Origin of the sequence: Brachybacterium sp. GCM10030268, from assembly GCF_042666305.1 — a bacterium.
Lineage (GTDB): Bacteria > Actinomycetota > Actinomycetes > Actinomycetales > Dermabacteraceae > Brachybacterium.
In genome coordinates this window covers 188,698-206,225 of the sequence record NZ_JBHTCW010000004.1, presented here as the reverse complement: position 1 = coordinate 206,225, position 17,528 = coordinate 188,698, and the positions used below count along the sequence as shown (strand labels likewise).

Sequence of the window (17,528 nt, the reverse complement as noted above, 5' to 3'; positions counted from 1 at the left end):
CTGGAACGGCCGGGCACGGAGATGCCCTCGGATCGGGCACATCGTAGTCCGGGTCGCGCCCGGATCCGTTCAGGTCGTGCGGCTCGACAGCTCGCGTGTCACCACGGGGGCCAGGGTCTCCTCGACGAAGAGCCGGCTGAGATGGTCATCGTCCATGTACACGTAGACGTCGCCCAGGACGGGGGAGCAGCGCCCGTCCGGACAGATCCGGTCGGAGACGTCCAGAAGGGTCACGGACGCGTCGACACCCGTGAGGTCCCCGAGCGGAGCGGCAGGATTGGTGGCTGCGAGTTTCTCGTCGGCATCCGCACCGCACGCCTCGTCGGCCTCCACCGGTGTGCCACCGTCCTCGATCACCGACTCGGCGCACTGGTACTGGTCGTGGGGCCATCGCGGCGTGTCGCGAGCGGCGATCACGTCGATCCCGCGGTCCAGGAGTGCCTGCACCGCGGTGTCGGAGCCCTCAGGCAAGGTCTCTGCGCTCGACTCCGCGTCGGTGAGTGTCATCGTCGTCAGCACCGTGTCCGGCTCGACCGCATCGAGATAAGAGAGCACGTACTCGTCGTAGCCGTCGCAGTAGGCGGCGCGTTCCACCCCGGCCAGGAACTGACAGCCGTCCATGGAGAGGTTGACCACCTGAGCACCGCGCTCGTCGGCGGTGGGCAGCAGGGCCGGGATGTACTGGCGGGAGTGGGAGCTGCCCACCACCACGATGGTTTCCTCCGCGGCGGCGTCGCCGGGCAGCAACTGCTGGCAATGGACGTGTGGGAAGTTCGTCGACGGGGCCCAGGGGCCCGCGCAGCGCTCCGGCAGATCGGGCCACTGCCCACCCAGCTGCCAGCCCTGGGGTCGTACCTCGAGGGGGGCTTCGCTGGCCACCTCATCGGTGGCGACGCCAGGATCGGAGGCGGCCGGCGTTTGAGCCTGGTCGCGGGTGAGGACCAGCCACCAGCCGCCCGCGCCCGCGAGCACCAGCGCGAAGCTGGCGGCGACCGCGGTCAGCGCCCGCCACGGCCGCGCCTCGAGCCACCGTGAACGGCGCACCGGGGCATCGACCATCCGGGTCACGAGCCAGGCGAGCAGGATCGCGCCGGCGAGGACCGCGAGCCCGTCCAGCAGCCCGGCGCGGTCCTGACCGCTGTAGTGCAGCCACATCACCAGCACCGGCCAGTGCAGGAGATACAGCGCGTAGGAGATGTCGCCGACGAAGGCGGCGGGGCGTGTGGAGAGCAGCGCATCCACACCCCAGCGCCGGCCGGAGTACCCGGCGACCACCACGACGGCCGCCGCGGCCAGCGGCACGATCGCGATCCAGCCGGGGAACATGGTCGAGACATCCAACACCAGGCCGACGGCCAGCAGCCCCGCGATGCCCGCCCATCCGGCCAGCGCGCGCAGGGCGCCCAGGCGCGGGGACTGCCCGTCCTCGGGGCGCGTCGCCCCGGTGGCACGATCCAGGGCCGGCAGCGCGACGGCGAGCAGCGACCCGGCGGCGAACTCCCACAGCCTCGCCGCGGTGTCGAAGTAGGCGATCTGCTGCTGGGACTGGGTGGACAGGACCGACCAGGTCAGCGAGGCCGCGCCGATCAGCAGCAGCACGGCCGCGAGCGGGCGGCGCACGGGCCTGCCGCGCCGTGCCCGGCGCAGCACGAGCAGGAACAGCAGCGGCCACACCACGAACGCCTGCCCCTGGACGCTGAGGGACCAGAAGTGCTGCAGCGGCGAGGCCCCGCCCGCGTCCCGGGCGTGGTAATCGACCTGCAGGAACACCAGCAGCGCGTTCTGCACGTACGCCGCGGAGGCCACGGCCTCCTGCATCACCGTCGGCCACAGCGAGGAGGGCAGGAAGGCGGCGGTGCCGCCGAGGGTCAGCAGGATCGTCACCGCTGCGGGCGGCATCAGCCGTTTGAAGGTGTGCAGCCAGTAGCGCGGGATCGCCAGCGGCCGGCCGCTCTCGAGACGGCGCACGAAGGTGCCGGTGAGGAAGAAGGCCGAGAGGAACAGGAAGACGTCGACGCCGCCGGAGACCCGGCCGAGCCAGATGTGGTAGATCGCGACCAGACCCAGGGCGACCGCGCGCAGCCCGTGCAGCTCACGGCGGAAAGCGGGCCTCGAGCGCGGGGTCTCGGTGGGTTCCCCGGCTTCGGTCCCGCCGGTCCGGGTGGGCTCGGCGCCGGCCGGGGCCGAGGGGACGTCCGACGGGGCGGGGGCGGCGGCACCGGCGGGGCCTGCCTGCTGAGTGCGCGAGCGGGCGCTCTGACCGTAGGGCTGCCAGGTCCCGGAGACCGAGCCCGCGGTGGACCAGGCGTCCTCCGCCTCCCGCTCGGCGTGCAGCTCGATGGGGCCCTGCAGCCAGTCCTCCAGCGAGGAGGTCTCCGAGGGCAGGGGGCCGGTGGTCCACTCCGAGAGGTCCGAGGCGGGTGCGGGATCCGCCGACGGGAGATCTGCCGACGTCGGTGCCGGATCCTGGAGCCAGTCCTCGAGATCATCGACCGGGGCTGCGGCGGGCCGCTCCTCTCCCCGGTGCCCGTCGCCGTTCGCCGCGGCCTCCTTCGCCGCGGCCTCGGCGGCCAGTGCGTCGGCGATCGCGCGCTGGCGGGCCAGCTCCTCCTCGCTCAGCGGGCGGGCTCGCCGGCCACCGCGACGCGGGGTCGGGGGATCGCTGGGCGAGCTGATCGTGATCCCCTTCCGCGGTGGCGTGCCGACCGGCCGCCCCGGACCGTCCCGGCGTCGTATCGCTGCGGATGGATACTAGTCGATCCGGCGACGGCTTCTGAGCGTGCGCACCGGCGTGATCCGCGCCGGGCGCCGCAGCGGGCCCCGGGATGCCCGGGGCGCCGTGGCACCATGTCCCGGTGACCGCACAGCTTCCCGCTCCCGCCGAGACGCACTTCGAGATCACCGCCCGCGCGGAGGGTGCAGCGCGTGCCGGCGTGCTCGAGACACCGCACGGCACGATCGAGACTCCCGCGTTCGTGCCCGTCGGCACCAAGGCGACGGTCAAGGCGGTGCTGCCCGAGACGATGGACGAGCTCGGCGCGCAGGCGCTGCTGGCCAACGCCTATCACCTCTACCTCCAGCCCGGCCACGAGCTGATCGACGAGGCCGGCGGCCTGGGCGCCTTCATGAACTGGCCCGGACCCACCTACACCGACTCCGGCGGGTTCCAGGTGATGAGTCTCGGCGCCGGATTCAAGAAGGTGCTCTCCAGCGAGTTCTCCGGCGGCGAGACGGCGCGGACCGCGTCGGGGGAGGACGACGACGTCGCGGCGGGGAAGGAGCGTCTGGCCCACGTCGACGACGACGGCGTCACCTTCCGCTCCTTCATCAACGGCGACACGCACCGATTCACCCCCGAGATCTCCATGCAGATCCAGCACGGCCTGGGGGCGGACATCATGTTCGCCTTCGACGAACTGACCACGCTGATGAACTCCCGCCGCTACCAGGAGCAGGCGCTGGAGCGAACCCGGCTGTGGGCGCTGCGCTGCCTCGCCGAGCACGCCCGTCTCACTGCCGAGCGCACACACCGGCCCTACCAGCAGCTGTGGGGCGTCATCCAGGGCGCCCAGTACGAGGACCTGCGGCGGCAGGCCGCCCGCGACCTCGGCGCGATGGATGTCGAGGGCTGGTCCTTCGACGGCTTCGGCATCGGCGGAGCGCTGGAGAAGGAGAACCTCGCGACCATCGTCGGCTGGGTCACCGACGAGCTGCCCGAGGACAAGCCGCGCCACCTGCTCGGCATCAGCGAGGTCGACGACCTGTTCGTCGCGATCGCCGCGGGCGCCGACACCTTCGACTGCGTCTCGCCCTCGCGCGTGGCGCGCAACAGCGCCGTCTACACCGCCACCGGCCGTGTGAACCTCACGGGCTCGAGGTACCGCCGCCAGTTCGCGCCGATCGACGAGACCTGCGACTGCTACACCTGCACCCACTACACCGCCGCGTACATCCACCACCTCTTCCGCGCCAAGGAGATGCTCTCGGCGACGCTGTGCACCATCCACAACGAGCGTTTCGTGGTGCGCCTGGTCGACCGGATCCGCGCCTCCCTCCGCGACGGCGAGTTCGAGGCGCTGCGGGAGGAGACCACCGGCACCTACTACGGGGCGCCGCGGTGAGCGCCCCGTGACCGGCGAGCCGGAGCACCCCCAGCTCGCCGGGCAGCCCGCGACGGAGCCGCCCGACGAGCAGGGCACTGATGCCGCCACCGCGCTCGGGGTGGCGGTGGTGCTGCTGGCGCTCGCGGGGATCTGTGCGCTTCTCGGTGCCCATGTCCTGGTCGGGGCGCTGCGCCTGGCCGCAGGAGTCCTGGCCGGCGCCGCGGTGGCGGCCGCCGTCTTCGCCGTGCCTCTCCCGTCACCGGAGCGTCTGCCCCGGCTGCGTCGTCCGCGCGTGCTGCTCGCCGCAGCTCTGGCCGTGCTGGTGGCCGGCGCGCTCACCGTGCCGGCCGTGCTCTCGACCCGGGTCGGATCACTCGAGGCCCGCGCGTCGGCGAGCATCGACGCGCTCGCCGAGGGGGACCGGGTGCATTCGGTCCCGGGCGTCGACGCGCCCGTGCTGGTGCGGCGGGCCGAGGGCACCGCCGAGCTGCTCAGCGGCACCCGGGTCGAGACCGTGGAGGCGGCCCCGGAGGACGTCGTCGCCCTCAGCGCCGACGGCAGCCGCCTCGTGCACACCACCGGGACGACCACGCGGGTGCTCACCCTCTCGGCCGATGCGCCGCCGGTCGAGGAGGCCACGGTGGACGGTGCGCCCCTCGCGCTGAGCGGGGACCTCCTGGTGGTGCGCTACTGCGACGGGGTCGCGGCGGCCTGTTACCTCGAGGCCCACGACGTGACCGCCGACGACCCGGCCGAGGCCGTGTGGGCCCTCTCGGCGTCGGGGGAGGCGCGCGGCAGCGACCCCGCCGCCGTGGAGGTCGCCGCCCGCTCCTCCGAGAGCCCCGACCTGCTCGATGCGGTGCGGGCCACGGGAATCCTCCCCGCGGTGCCGCTGCGCTTCGATCCGGCGCAGGGCTGGGTCCAGCTCGACCCGGAGACCGGGTTCCCCGTCGGCCAGGTGCTCGCCGCACCCGAGGCGGACTGCCGGATCGCCGCGACCGGCGCGGCGCCCGACGCGGCGGACGGGCTGGTCGAGCCCGAGCCGGTGGTGCTGACGGTCTGCTCCGGGGACGACGGTGCACTGACCGCGACCGCATACCGCGACGGGGAGGTGCTGTGGGAATCCGAGCCGTCACCGGCCGGCGACTGGCGCGTGCGACTGGACCGGGGTCGCGTGATCGCCACGGGAACGGAGGACGGATCCGACGTCGCCGGCGAACTGGTCGCCTCCCAGCAGCGCGCGGCCTGGACCGCGCCCGGGGGCGACGGGCTCGAGCAGGTCGCGCCCTTCACCACCCGGATCGGCATCGACGGCGCGCGGATGGTCGTCACCAACGACCAGGGCCAGCTGCTGGCCTACGACACCGCCGACGGGACGAACCTGTGGACGCAGCCGTCCTCACCCACGGGCGACGGGGTCCGCGGGTCGCTCGAGGCGTCCACCGCAGTGGTGCTCGACCCTCTCGAGCGGACCCGTGCGCTGGACCCCCGCGGAGCGCAGCGGCTGCGGATCCTCGACGCCGCCACCGGCGAGGTCACCCACGAATCGGTGGTGGACCGGGAGGTCGACGCCATCCATCCTGTCGGCGCGGGACGCGCGCTCGTGACCACCGGCGACAGCACCCTGCTGCTGGGGCCCTGATGCTGCCGCCGGGGCCGATACGGGCTCAGGCGCTCTGCTTGCCCCACCGCTGCACGATGACGGAACCGGCGATCAGCAGGGCACCGACCACCAGCACCCGCACCGCCTCGACGGTGCCGGCGATCGCGTAGTAGGCGGAGCCCGTGAGGTCGCCACCGCTGATCAGTGCACCGACGAAGCCGGCGATGAAGCCCAGGATCCACGAGAGGGGGACGGACAGCACGATGGTCGCGATCACGACGATCGCGCCGATCCGGCCGCGGCCGCTGAACTGGATGGCGGCCACGATGGCCAGTGCCAGCAGGACGAGGGAGAGCAGCAGATTGAGCACTGCCACCACGATCATCCCCAGCCCGGACAGCCCCGCTGCGACCGAGATGTCATCGGGGTTCGTGGCCGCCATGCTGCCGGAGGCGCCGGCGAGGAACGTGCCGATCGGCAGCCCGAGACGCACCAGGAAGACCAGCACCGCAGTGATGACCATCCCCAGACCGATCTTCGTGGCCAGGTCGCGCTTGCCGGGATCGGACGCGGCGCTTGCCGACGGCCCGCCGGAGCCGGCCCCGCCCGGGTAGCCTCCGGCCGGGGAGCCGAAGGCGCTGGGCGCCTGGCTCCAGGAGGGCGGCTGCTGGCCGGGCTGCTCCTGGCCCGGCTGCGGCTCAGGGGCCGGCGTGGGCTGACCCCACTGGGGCTGCTGGGAATTCTGCGGCTGGGAGGCGGGTGAGGGCTGGCCCCACGGCGGCTGCTGTCCCGGTGGCTGGGCCGGCTGCTGCCAGTCGTTCCCCTGTGGTCCGTACCCCTGAGTCATGGTTCTCCCTCGCATGATGATTCCGGGCGCGGCCGCACCCGGGATCAGCCTATCGATCGTCACGGCGGGGCTCGAACTCCACGTGCGCTCCCGTCCCGGCCGGTACGCTCCAGGCATGACGATGCCCGGGAGCCCCTACGGCCCGCCGCCGGCGACGCCGGGTGGGCCGGCCGTGCCGGCGGCCGGTGGCCGAGGCGGCAGCCGTCGACGGGTGTGGTGGATCGTGGGCGGCTGCTCGGCGCTGGCAGTCGCCGGCATCGCCCTGATCATCGCGGCCGTGCTGGTGTGGGCCCTGCTGCTGCGCGCGACCCCGCAGGAGACGGTCGAGAACTACTACGAGGCGTGGGAGACCCGGGACTGCCAGGGCTATCTGGACTCGGTCACGGATCGCTACCGCGAGGAGAACGGCGTCACGTGCGAGGACGTCGAAGCGGAACACCCCCGCGACGTCTCCGAGGATGAGTTCGAGATCCGCGATGTCACCGTCGACGGCGACGCCGCGACGGTCCAGGCCTACGAGGAGTTCACCGACCAGGAGGGCACGCGCATCAGCGGCGTGGCCGAGTTCGACCTGGTCCGCCAGGACGGTGACTGGCTGATCGACGGCGTGCGCATCGTCGAGGACTACGAACCCGTCTGACCCGGCCGCCATGGTGGCACGTCGCCCCGGGCGGCTGCATCGGGCGCTGACGCGGGCCGTGCCCCGTCGGGCCGATCCGGAAGTAGACTCCCCCCTCGTGACCACGACCGAGCCGAACCGGTGGACCGACCGGCGCAGCGACGCCGTGTCCGCGCGCAAGGAGGCCTACGAGCAGCTGCGGCGGGCCAGCACCTGGCGCCTGCTCGCCGCGACCAAGGCCCCCGCCGTCCTGGCCATCCTCCAGTCCGTCTTCCCCGCCGGCGACCGCCGGCTGCCGCGCAGCGAGCTGATCGCCCGCGTCGGTGCCCACCTCGAGCTGCTGCGCGACGACGACCACCGTGAGCTCTCCGGAGCCGCCGAGGACGAGGTCGAGGCGGGGGAGGGCCGCAGCGGCCGCAGCGCCGCCGAGTATGTGGACGGCTGGGTGCGCGAGGGGTACCTGACCCGTCGTGATGATCCCCAGCTGACCGAGACCACCTTCGAGCCGTCCCCGGCGACGATCGACGCCATCCAGTTCATCGCCTCCCTCGAGGAGCACCGGCCCACCACCACCGAGTCGCGCCTGCAGCTGGTGGTCCAGCAGTTCGAGCGTCTCGCCCAGGAGACCGAGACCGACCGCGACGTGCGCCTGGCCGACCTCCAGCGCCGGCGCGAGCGGATCGAGGCGGAGATCCGGGACCTGGCCGAGGGCGAGCTCATGCTGCCCAGCGCCGAGCACTCCGTGGACCGGCTGCGGGACATCCTGCAGATCGCCTCCGAGCTCTCCGGCGACTTCCTCCAGTACCGCGAGGACCTGCGCGCCGTGGACCTCCACCTGCGCGAGCAGATCCTCTCGCCCGAGTCCTCGCGCGGGGAGATCCTCGAGCAGCTGCTGGCGGGCGATGACCTGCTGGGCCAGTCCACCGTCGGCCGCACCTTCACGGCCTTCTTCCGCATGCTCAACGATCCGGTCCAGACCCGCACCGCGCAGGAGCTGGTGGACCGGCTGCTGGAGCGTGACTTCGCTCATGCCCTCAGCCGCAGCGAGCGCGAGCGCCTGGCCAACGTCTTCAGCGATCTCTACGAGCCGGCGCAGGAGGTCCTGGACGTCAAGACCGAGCTGTACCGCTCGCTCGCGCGGTTCGTGCGCTCCCAGGACTTCCGTCAGCACCGCGTGCTGCTGGAGGCGCTGCAGGAGGCGCAGGGCGTGGCGCTGGCCCAGAAGGACGAGATCTCCACGCGGGCGCCGTTCCCGATGGGCCTGGATCTCTCCCGGGTCCAGCTCTCCTCGGTCGCGCAGCACCGTCTGAAGGACCCCACCGACCCCGGGGCGCCGGCCGAGGCGGAGGTGCACGACGCCACCACCCTCAGCATCGACGTGCTGCAGGATCTCGTGCGCACCAACGACATCGACATCGTGGGCCTGACCGACCACGTCAACGATGTGCGCGGGCGCAGCGGCCAGGCCTCCATCGCCGACGTGCTGCGCGAGCGGCCCGCCCAGCAGGGTCTGGCCAGCGTGATCGGATTGATGTTCCTGGCCACCCAGCACGCCCAGGAGCGCGAGGGCTCCACGGAGATCGTCACCTGGCGGGAGCTGGACGGCAACGACTACGCCGCGAAGGTCCCCTCGTTCTACTTCCTCGACGATGTGCCGGTGGAGTGAGTGCGGATAGGTGAGTGCCGCTGCGGCTGCCGTCAGCCCGAGAGCCCGCCGAGCTCTGCCAGCGGTTCCCGCGCCGCCGCGCGCAGCTCGTCGAGATCCGCACCGAACTGTGCCATCCGGCAGCCGCGACCGTTGGGCTTGACCTCGATGCCCTCGGTCTCCCAGTGCGGGAGCGCCCGGGCGAGCAGCGGATGGTCGCCGGAGGCATTGGTGACCCGCCACCACGGAACCCCCGAGCCCCACGTGCGCATGATCCGGCCGACGAGCCGGGGGCCGACGCCCGCGATCGCCCCCACCTCGCCGTAGGCGGCCACCCGGCCCGGCGGGATCGCCTCCACCACGCGCAGCACGCGCTCGACGGTGACGTCGTCCATGCGGGTCCGCGAGCGATCGGTGGACATGCGCGTCAGTGTGCCACGCACGGGCCGTGACGCGCCTTGCCATTGACCGGACAGGGGTTCTGCTTATGGGCCTCATTAGTTAGCCTGCTGGGCATGATCCTCACCGGCCTCCTCCTCGGCGCCGCGCTCGGCTACGTCCTGCAGCGGTCCCGGTTCTGCGTCACCGGCGCGTTCCGCGACCTGTACATGGCCCGCTCGGCGCGCTACTTCATCCCGTTCCTGCTCGCCATCGCCATTCAGGCCGTCGGCGTCGCCGCGCTCACCGGCGCCGGCGTCATCGCGCCGGAGCCCTCCACCTTCGCGCCGCTGGCCGTCATCGGCGGCGGCCTCGTCTTCGGCATCGGCATCGTCATGGCCGGCGGCTGCGCGACCGGCACCTACTACCGCGCCGGCGAGGGGCTGCTCGGATCGTGGGTGGCGCTGATCTTCTACGCCCTCTCCGCCGCCGTCATGAAGTTCGGCCCGCTGGGCGGCTTCACCGAGGCCGCCCGCGCGCCCGCACTGGGCGACGCCACCATCCAGGAGACCCTGGGCGTGAGCATGTGGGTGCCTACGATCGTCTTCGCCGGACTCGTCGGTGTGCTCGTCGTGCGCCAGGTGCGCCGCAGCGCCGGCCGCGCCAAGGCCGCGTCCCTGCCCGCGCGCCGCACGGGCATCGGCCACTACCTCGCCGACGTCCCCTGGACTCCCTGGGTCGGGGCCGTGCTGCTCGGGCTCATCGCGATCGCCGCCTGGGTGCTCTCGACGGCCTCCGGCCGCAACGGCGGGCTGGGCATCACCACCCCCTCGGCCAAGATCGTCACCTTCCTGACCACCGGCGACATCACCCTCGTGGACTGGTCGGTGATGCTCGTCCTGGGCATCCTGGTCGGCTCCTTCCTCGCCGCCCGGCTCTCCGGCGAGTTCCGCTGGCGGGTGCCCGATGCCCCCACCATGCTGCGCAGCGCCGGAGGCGGCGTCGCCATGGGCATCGGGGCCGCTCTCGCCGGCGGCTGCACCATCGGCAATGCCCTGGTCGAGACCAGCCTGTTCAGCTACCAGGGCTGGGTCTCGCTGGCCGCGATGGTGATCGGCACCTGGGCTGCCGCCTGGTTCTTCATCGTGCGGCCCCAGAAGGTCGCCGCCGCGAGCCGTCCCGCGCCGGTGCTCACGCCTGCCGCCTGAGCGGCGCGGCCCTGCCCCTCGCCACCCCTCCCGCACTACTCACGCTTCGTCGACCGACCGACGAACCACCCCGACGAAAGGAAGCGCCCCATGGCCACCTACACCCTCGAGACCGGCGGCGACGTCTGCCCCTTCCCCCTGATCGACGCCAAGAACGCCATGCAGCAGCTGACCACCGGCGACGACCTCGTGATCGGCTTCGACTGCACCCAGGCCACCGACTCCCTGCCGCAGTGGGCCTCGGAGTCCGGCCACGAGGTGGTCGCCTTCGACCGCGTCGGCGACGCCGGCTGGTCCATCACCGTGCGCAAGGGAGCCTGAGCGCGCAGCAGGATGCCTGAGCGTCCAGTGGCGCCATGACGGCGGCGCCATGACGACGCCTGCATGAGGACGGCGGCCCGGGAACCCTCCGCGAGGAGGTCCCGGGCCGCCGGTGTTCCCGGACTCTCTCCGGTCTCGGCCTGCCAGTCGTCCTCAGGCGGCCGCGTCCTCCGCGCGATGCGCGGCCAGGGAGCGGGCCAGCAGCGCGAACGCCACCGCACAGACCGCGTGCACGCAGAAGACCACCATCAGGGAGCGGTCCATCCGGGCGGCGTCGCCGGCGGATCCGGCGAGCGACCAGAACAGCCCGCCCAGCAGCGCGACGCCGAGGCTGAGCCCCAGCTGCTGGCAGGTGGTGAAGAGCCCGCTGGCCACCCCCGCCGCCCACTGCGGGGCCCGGGAGAGCACCGTGTGCAGCACGGGCCCGTACATGCACGCCTGCGCGACGCCCAGCGGGATGAGCGCCCACTGCAGCGAGGCCAGGTCGTCGTGCCCCGTGCCCGCCAGCACGGCGATCAGCAGCAGGATCACCGTCTGGGCCATCGCCGCTCGCAGCATGGTGCGCTGCCCGGCGCCGGGCACCAGGCGGGGCAGCGCCACCGAGGTCGCCACGAACGTGATCCCGAAGCCGAGCACCAGCAGAGCGGGCCCCAGCGGCCCCATGCCGTAGCGGGTCTGGGCCAGCGCGGAGAGCTCGTACAGGAACGCCCCGTAGGTGGTGAAGAACAGCAGCGCCATCAGCAGTCCGCGCCGCACCACCGTGATCCCCAGCACCGACGGCGGCACCACGGGCATGATCCCGGAACGCTCCGCGCGTCGCTGCTGTGTCCAGAACAGCGCCAGCAGCACGATCCCTGCGCCGAAGGCCAGGAATGCCCACAGCGGCCACCCGGCGGAGCGGCCGATGGTCAGCGGCACCACGATCAGCAGCAGGCTCGCGCCGAGCAGGGAGGCTCCGGTGGCATCCATCGCCAGCGGGGCCGAGGACCGCGAGCGCGGCACCCAGCGCAGCCCCAGCACGCCGACCAGCGCGATGAGCCCGGTCAGCACCTGCACCGCGCGCCATCCCAGGTGCTCGGGCAGCGTGGTCGCCACGACGCCCGAGACGAGCTGTCCCAGCACCGTGCTCACCCCCGCCATCGCGGCGAAGATCATCACCCCACGGGTGCGCATGGCCCCGGTCGAGGTGGACTGGATCGTCGAGAGCACCTGCGGGGTCAGCAGGCCGGCGGCGATCCCGAGGGCCACCCGCAGCACCACGGTCGAGACCAGATCCGGGACGACGGCCGCAGCACAGCTCAGCGCCGCCATGGCCAGGGCGCCGATCAGGAGCAGGCGCCGCCGGCCCCAGCGGTCCCCGAGGCGCCCGGCGATCACCAGCGTGGCCGCGAAGGTGGTGGTGTACGCCGCGAGCACCAGCTGCTGCCCGGCGCCCCCGACACCGAGATCGGACCCGATCGCATCGGCCAGCACGTTCAGCGACCCGAAGGTGAAGTTCACCGGCATGTAGGCGATCAGCAGCACGGCCAGGCCGCGTGAGGTCAGTTCCTGAGGCGTGGACGGCGCGAGGCGAGCGGGGGAGGAGGAGACGGTCATGGAGTACACCTTCACGAGATCCTGATCCTGTGACCAGGAGTCCATTCATACTGGTACCGCCACCACCTGGCTAGCCGGCGCGACGCGGCGCACACTGGAGCTCATGGACCCCTCCGACGGACGACGCAAGGAGCTCGGCGCGTTCCTGCGCGCCCGGCGCGAGAAGGTCAGCCCCCAGCAGGCGGGGCTGCCGGCCCTGGGCCGCCGGCGCACGCCCGGCCTGCGCCGCGAGGAGGTGGCCCAGCTCGCCGGCATCGGGACCACCTGGTACACCTGGCTCGAACAGGGGCGCGCGGCCGGAGTCTCCGACCAGGTGCTGGAGGCCGTCGCCAGGGTGCTGGACCTGACCGAGGCCGAGCGGCGTCACATGCTGGTCCTGGCCGACCGGGCCCCGGTCCACCGCGCACCGCCGATCACGGTGGGGCCCGAGCAGATCGCCGTGCTCGAGCAGCTGCTGCCGTTCCCGGCCGCGATCCAGGACGACGCCTACGAGATCGTCGCCACCAACCGCAGCTACCGGTACCTGTTCAGCGATCTGGATGCGTACCCGGTCGAAGAGCGCAACTGCGCCTGGCTGATGTTCACCGACCCCGTCTGGCGGGGAAGCCTCGTGGAGGAGGAGCGCGTGCTGCCGGAGATCGTCGGGCGGTTGCGGGCGCATCTGGCCGAGCACCACGACGACCCGCGCTGGAGCACCCTCGTCGAGCGGCTGCGCGAGAAGTCCGAGGACTTCCGGCGCCTGTGGGAGCACCACGAGGTGGCGGACGAGCGTCCCCGCCGACGGGTGTACGCCTCACCCAGGGCGGGCCTGCTGACCGTGCACTTCCAGAGCCTGTGGATCGATCGGCGCAGCGGGGCGCGCCTGGTGGTGATGTCTCCGGCCGACGCCCTCACCAGGGATAGGCTCGAGCGGCATGCCGCTCTGCTGGAAGCCGCCCCGGCCTGGACGGCCCGCGAGGACGTCGTCACCTCGCTCGCGGGCTGAGGCCGGGGCCCGGCGCGAGGACGTCGCCTCTGCCGCCGGCGTCCTCGCCGACGCCGCGTCAGCGGCGCGTTTCAGGTCCCGTGCCGTCCTCCGGTGCCCCGTACTCGGGTGCTCGCGGTGGCCGTCCGCCCTCATCCTCGGGGCCGGGCTCGCCGGGCGCGGGCTGCTCGGGTGGGCGGACCGACTCGGTCCCCGGGCCGTCCTGCTGGGCGGGATCGTTCTGCCCAGCGGGCCCGACCCACGTGGGCTGGCCGCCGTCCCCAGTCTCGACGTGCGAGAGCTGTCCGTCGGCGCCCCGTCGGTACTCGGCCGGCTGAGCTCCGTACTGGTAGGTGGCGTCCTCCGTGGATTCGGGGCCGTCCTGGGCCGGACGGACCGGTGCCGGGCCGCTCCCGGACGGCGTCGTGCCGTCGGGCGTCCTCGCAGCATGGCGGCCGTGCTCGACAGGATCCTCTGTCCGCTCGGTCCGCTCGGTCCGCTCGGTCGGCTCTGTCCGCTCGTCTTCCGGAGCGGTCCCGTCGGCGCGAGCGCGCTCCTGGGAGAAGCTCGAGGTCGCAGGATCGTCCCGGTGAACCGGCTGGCCGGGTTCCCCGCGGCCGAGAGAGCTGGCCGTCGCGCCCGCCCCCACACCGCCGACCCGGGCGGCGTCGGCCACCGCCGGATCGGTCGAGCTGCGGCGCCGATCCAGATCCTCCGACTCGCCGTCGCGCCAGCGATCCCCGTCCGCCTCGCTGCGGGGTGAGCCGCCGTCCTCGCCGTCCTGTGGGAACGACGACGGGGCGGAGTCCCGCGAGCCCTGAGCGTCCTGAGCGCCCTGCGAGGCGTCGGGGTCCAGGCGGTCCGCCTCGGCCAGGCGCTCCTGGACCGAGTCGCGGGAGGACTCGACCTCCTCGCGCTCCCTCTCCGCCTCGGCGCGACGACGCTCGGCAGCGGCTTTCTCCTGCTCGACCGCCTTGGCCTTCCTCTCCGCGTCCAGACGCGCCCGGTCGGCCTCGATCTCCCGCTCCCGGGCCTGCAGGTCCCGCTCCTGGACCGCCTGCTCCTCGCGTGCGGCCTCCTCCCGCAGCTGTGCGGCCCGCTGACGGTCGTCCTCCTGCTGCTTGGCGCGGCGTCGCCGTGACGCGGCGGTGCCCAGCACGATCAGCAGGATGATCACCAGGATCACCGCGACGGCGATCGCGATGAGCACGGGCACTGAGACTGGCAGGTTGTTCATGATCGGCTCCTTGCCGTCGGATCCGCCGCCTCGATGGCGGGGAGAAACGTGTTCCCGGTCACGATTTCACCAGATACGGGGCCCGGATGCACAGAGCCGGCCGGCACCGCAGGCCCCTGGCACGGCGGGTTCGCGGCGGATCGTGCCGGCGTCGGTAAGGTAGGTCCCCGTGATCAGCTCAGCACTCAGCACCCCGGCCGACGAGTCCCGGGAGGACGACGGCGAGGGCGCTCCCTCCGTCCCCGGCGCCGCGCTCGTGGACGAGTCGCGACGAGTGCTCGTCCATCTCCTGCAGGGCCCCTATCTCGACGGCCGCCGCGATCCCGCCCGCTACGCGCAGCTGTTGCGCGACCGCACCGCGCTCGAGGCGCGGCTGGCCGATCTGTTCCTCGAGCTCGTCGTCGACGACGACGCCCAGGTCGCCTTCGTGCGCCAGAGCGAGGACGATCCCGACGCCCCCAAACTGCTGCGCCGGCTGACGGGTCTGAACCGCCTGGACTCCGTCCTTCTGCTGGTCCTGCGCCAGATGCTGCTGACCCAGTCCTCGCGCGGACAGCGCACCGTGGTCTCCGAGGCCGAGATCCAGCAGGCGCTGGCCGCCTACCGACGCACCACCTCGACCGACGAGGCCGGCTTCGCCAAGGACGTCCGCGCCTCGATCGCCAAGATCCAGCGCGCCGGGCTGCTCGACGAGCAGGGCGACGACTACGAGGTCTCCCCGGTGCTGCGGCTGATGATCGGCCCTGACACCGCGCGCGAGTTCATCGCGCTGTACCGCCAGGCGGGCGTGGGAGGTCTCGAGGACCCCACCGACGACGAGAGCGCCGCGGCCGACGGCGACGCGGCCGGCGGCACGGTCGAGGGGTCCGCACCGAGCGAGGACTGACGCCGGCGCGCGGACCGGCCGCGGGGCCGATCCGTGATCGACCGACTGGTCGAAGCCGCTGCGGTCCGTCGGCCGGCGCTGCCTTCCGTAGGGCTCCGGCGCAGTGGCCAACGCCTCCCTGGGCCGCAATTGTGCGCGTTCGGTATTGCGCAATACAGTGAGGCTCACCTGACTACGGTGAGGCTTACCTGACCACGGAGCGTACGGAGGAGCATGGCACTGATCAGCGCCCAGCACCTCCACCTCGCCTACGACCGCCGCGAGATCGTCCACGACCTCAGCCTGTCCCTGCCGGAGGGGCGCATCACCGTCATCGTCGGCGCCAACGGCTGCGGGAAGTCCACCGTGCTGCGAGGGCTCTCGCGCCTGATGCCGCCCCGCCACGGCTCCGTGGTCCTGGACGGCAAGGACATCCACAGCCTGCGCGGCAAGGACCTCGCCCGGCGGCTGGGGCTGCTGCCGCAGTCACCGATCGCGCCCGACGGCGTGACCGTGCGCGAACTCGTCTCCCGCGGCCGCTTCCCCCACCAGGGGCTGCTGCCGCAGTGGAGCGAGGACGACGAGCTCGCCGTGCGCGAGGCACTGACCGCCACGCGCACCGATGAACTGGCCGACCAGCGCGTCGAGGAGCTCTCCGGCGGGCAGCGCCAGCGCGTATGGATCGCCATGGCCCTGGCCCAGCAGACCGAGGTGCTGCTGCTGGACGAGCCCACCACCTTCCTCGACCTCACCCACCAGCTCGATGTGCTCGACGTGGTCCGCGAGCTGAACCGCACGCGCGGCACCACGGTCGCGCTCGTCCTGCACGACCTCAACCTCGCCGCCCGCTACGCCGATCATCTGGTCGCCGTCAAGGACGGCCGCATCCACTCCGAGGGCCCACCGGCCGGCGTCATCACTGAGCAGATGGTGCGCGAGGTCTTCACCCTCGACTCCCGAATCGTCCCCGACCAGGTCACCGGCACCCCGATGGTGCTCCCCCTGGGGCGGGAGCGCACCGACCCCACCACCGAGGAGGACATCATGTCCGCCACCGCCACGGCGACCGCTCCGGCGCACCAGCTCGTCCCCGCCCTCGAGCACAGCTCGATGATCGCCTTCGAGCTCACCGTCGCCGCGAAACGCTCGCTCGGCAGGTCGCTGGTGCGCTTCACGTTCACCAGCCCCGACCTGGTCCACTTCGGCGCCAACTGCCACCCGCTGGACCTGCGGATCAAGATGATCATCCCCGGTCCCGAGGCGAGCGCGGACCACTTCGCCGCGGTGCGCCCCGGAGCGGTGCTGGACCCGACCACGCACGCCGAGTGGTACCGCAGCTGGCTCCAGATCGATCCCGCGGACCGCGGCTGGATGCGCACCTACACCGTGCGTGCCGTCCGCGCGGCCGGGCACCCCGGCAACGTGGGCGCCGACCCCGAGATCGACGTCGACTTCGTCCTCCACCTCGATGACGAGGAGGTCCCGGGCAGCGGGGTCGCGGCGCGCTGGGCGCACGGTGCCGAGGTGGGCGAGCGGATCTCCATGCTGGGTCCCAACAAGCACCTCGTCGGCCCCGACTACGGCGGCATCGAGTTCCGCCCCGGCACCGCCCGCAACGTGCTGCTGGTGGGCGATGAGACCGCGGTGCCCGCGATCTGCTCCATCCTCGAATCGCTGCCGGAGACGATCAGCGGCCACGCGATCCTCGAGGTCCCCGACGCCTCCGACGAACAGCAGATCCTCACCCGATCCGGCGTGCAGGTCAGCTGGCTGCCGCGCGGGCAGCGCCCGCACGGCGAGCTGATGACCGCGGCCGTCCAGCAGCTGATGAGCGAGAACGCCCAGGCCTTCCGCGGTGGCGCGGCCGACGTTCCGGCGGCCGAGCTCGAGGACGTCGACGTGGACGAGACCATCCTGTGGGAGACCACCACCGGCCACGGCACCTTCTACGCCTGGCTCGCCGGAGAGGCGGGCGTGATCAAGTCGCTGCGCCGCCACCTCGTCAGCGACCTCGGCCTGGACCGCCAGCAGGTCTCCTTCATGGGCTACTGGCGCCAGGGCCGGCCGGAGAACTGAGCGCGCACTCAGTCCGCACTGAGTCCGCACTGAGCCCGCACCGAGCCCGCTCCGCTCTTAGTACCC

Annotated in this window: 14 protein-coding genes; 9 read left to right on the top strand and 5 right to left on the bottom strand. The window is 72.7% G+C overall.

The window, feature by feature from the left end:
* Positions 1–69: 69 nt before the first annotated feature.
* Positions 70–2,082: an acyltransferase family protein gene (locus tag ACFQRD_RS08465; protein ID WP_377018431.1), complete on the bottom strand. Its 2,013-nt coding sequence runs from the start codon at positions 2,080–2,082 to the stop codon at positions 70–72.
* Between the two features lie 743 nt (positions 2,083–2,825).
* Between ACFQRD_RS08465 and tgt the strand changes: the two genes are divergently transcribed.
* Positions 2,826–4,121, top strand: a complete 1,296-nt coding sequence (gene tgt, locus ACFQRD_RS08460) for a tRNA guanosine(34) transglycosylase Tgt (RefSeq protein ID WP_377018351.1) — start codon at positions 2,826–2,828, stop codon at positions 4,119–4,121.
* A gap of 7 nt (positions 4,122–4,128) precedes the next feature.
* The gene (locus ACFQRD_RS08455) at positions 4,129–5,745 is read left to right on the top strand and encodes a PQQ-binding-like beta-propeller repeat protein (RefSeq protein WP_377018350.1); all 1,617 of its coding nucleotides are present in this window, start codon (positions 4,129–4,131) and stop codon (positions 5,743–5,745) included.
* A gap of 25 nt (positions 5,746–5,770) precedes the next feature.
* Here the strand turns inward: ACFQRD_RS08455 and ACFQRD_RS08450 are convergent, their stop codons facing one another.
* Positions 5,771–6,553, bottom strand: a complete 783-nt coding sequence (locus ACFQRD_RS08450; RefSeq protein ID WP_377018349.1) for a hypothetical protein — start codon at positions 6,551–6,553, stop codon at positions 5,771–5,773.
* A 115-nt stretch (positions 6,554–6,668) separates the two neighbouring features.
* On the opposite strand from ACFQRD_RS08450, the gene ACFQRD_RS08445 reads away from it, so the two are divergent.
* Together ACFQRD_RS08445 and ACFQRD_RS08440 are read left to right on the top strand one after the other, a co-directional pair.
* On the top strand, positions 6,669–7,193 hold the full coding sequence (locus ACFQRD_RS08445) for a hypothetical protein (RefSeq protein ID WP_377793146.1): 525 nt from the start codon (positions 6,669–6,671) through the stop codon (positions 7,191–7,193).
* Positions 7,194–7,290: 97 nt separating this feature from the next.
* Positions 7,291–8,838 carry a DUF3375 domain-containing protein gene (locus ACFQRD_RS08440; protein ID WP_377793145.1) on the top strand — a complete coding sequence of 516 codons (1,548 nt, stop codon included), beginning with the start codon at positions 7,291–7,293 and terminating at the stop codon, positions 8,836–8,838.
* Positions 8,839–8,870: 32 nt separating this feature from the next.
* On the opposite strand, the gene ACFQRD_RS08435 is transcribed toward ACFQRD_RS08440, so the two are convergent.
* Complete coding sequence (locus ACFQRD_RS08435; RefSeq protein ID WP_377803841.1) at positions 8,871–9,212, bottom strand: MGMT family protein; 342 nt, start codon at positions 9,210–9,212, stop codon at positions 8,871–8,873.
* Positions 9,213–9,332: 120 nt separating this feature from the next.
* Between ACFQRD_RS08435 and ACFQRD_RS08430 the strand changes: the two genes are divergently transcribed.
* Both ACFQRD_RS08430 and ACFQRD_RS08425 read left to right on the top strand, forming a co-directional pair.
* Positions 9,333–10,403 carry a YeeE/YedE family protein gene (locus tag ACFQRD_RS08430; RefSeq protein WP_377793141.1) on the top strand — a complete coding sequence of 357 codons (1,071 nt, stop codon included), beginning with the start codon at positions 9,333–9,335 and terminating at the stop codon, positions 10,401–10,403.
* A 90-nt stretch (positions 10,404–10,493) separates the two neighbouring features.
* Entirely contained in the window at positions 10,494–10,724 is a 231-nt protein-coding gene (locus ACFQRD_RS08425) for a sulfurtransferase TusA family protein (RefSeq protein WP_377018344.1), read from the top strand.
* Between the two features lie 153 nt (positions 10,725–10,877).
* On the opposite strand, the gene ACFQRD_RS08420 is transcribed toward ACFQRD_RS08425, so the two are convergent.
* Positions 10,878–12,320: an MFS transporter gene (locus ACFQRD_RS08420; RefSeq protein ID WP_377803745.1), complete on the bottom strand. Its 1,443-nt coding sequence runs from the start codon at positions 12,318–12,320 to the stop codon at positions 10,878–10,880.
* Positions 12,321–12,423: 103 nt separating this feature from the next.
* Here ACFQRD_RS08420 and ACFQRD_RS08415 point away from each other — a divergent pair, with 103 nt between their 5' ends.
* A complete protein-coding gene (locus ACFQRD_RS08415; protein ID WP_377793139.1) occupies positions 12,424–13,305 on the top strand; it encodes a helix-turn-helix transcriptional regulator in 882 nt (293 codons plus the stop codon).
* 58 nt (positions 13,306–13,363) lie between these two features.
* On the opposite strand, the gene ACFQRD_RS08410 is transcribed toward ACFQRD_RS08415, so the two are convergent.
* Positions 13,364–14,521: a hypothetical protein gene (locus ACFQRD_RS08410; RefSeq protein ID WP_377793138.1), complete on the bottom strand. Its 1,158-nt coding sequence runs from the start codon at positions 14,519–14,521 to the stop codon at positions 13,364–13,366.
* A gap of 169 nt (positions 14,522–14,690) precedes the next feature.
* On the opposite strand from ACFQRD_RS08410, the gene ACFQRD_RS08405 reads away from it, so the two are divergent.
* Positions 14,691–15,407 (top strand): DUF4194 domain-containing protein, encoded by a 717-nt coding sequence (locus ACFQRD_RS08405; RefSeq protein WP_377018340.1) that lies wholly within the window; start codon positions 14,691–14,693, stop codon positions 15,405–15,407.
* A gap of 213 nt (positions 15,408–15,620) precedes the next feature.
* Positions 15,621–17,462 carry an SIP domain-containing protein gene (locus ACFQRD_RS08400; RefSeq protein WP_377018339.1) on the top strand — a complete coding sequence of 614 codons (1,842 nt, stop codon included), beginning with the start codon at positions 15,621–15,623 and terminating at the stop codon, positions 17,460–17,462.
* Positions 17,463–17,528 lie beyond the last annotated feature (66 nt).

Excerpts from the sequence above, each read along its gene's own strand:
- tgt (WP_377018351.1), top strand. The coding sequence starts at position 2,826 with ATGCCCGGGGCGCCGTGGCACCATGTCCCGGTGACCGCACAGCTTCCC.
- ACFQRD_RS08450 (WP_377018349.1), bottom strand. The coding sequence starts at position 6,553 with ATGACTCAGGGGTACGGACCACAGGGGAACGACTGGCAGCAGCCGGCC.
- ACFQRD_RS08445 (WP_377793146.1), top strand. The coding sequence starts at position 6,669 with ATGACGATGCCCGGGAGCCCCTACGGCCCGCCGCCGGCGACGCCGGGT.
- ACFQRD_RS08435 (WP_377803841.1), bottom strand. The coding sequence starts at position 9,212 with ATGGACGACGTCACCGTCGAGCGCGTGCTGCGCGTGGTGGAGGCGATC.
- ACFQRD_RS08430 (WP_377793141.1), top strand. The coding sequence starts at position 9,333 with ATGATCCTCACCGGCCTCCTCCTCGGCGCCGCGCTCGGCTACGTCCTG.
- ACFQRD_RS08425 (WP_377018344.1), top strand. The coding sequence starts at position 10,494 with ATGGCCACCTACACCCTCGAGACCGGCGGCGACGTCTGCCCCTTCCCC.
- ACFQRD_RS08420 (WP_377803745.1), bottom strand. The coding sequence starts at position 12,320 with ATGACCGTCTCCTCCTCCCCCGCTCGCCTCGCGCCGTCCACGCCTCAG.
- ACFQRD_RS08415 (WP_377793139.1), top strand. The coding sequence starts at position 12,424 with ATGGACCCCTCCGACGGACGACGCAAGGAGCTCGGCGCGTTCCTGCGC.
- ACFQRD_RS08410 (WP_377793138.1), bottom strand. The coding sequence starts at position 14,521 with ATGAACAACCTGCCAGTCTCAGTGCCCGTGCTCATCGCGATCGCCGTC.
- ACFQRD_RS08400 (WP_377018339.1), top strand. The coding sequence starts at position 15,621 with ATGGCACTGATCAGCGCCCAGCACCTCCACCTCGCCTACGACCGCCGC.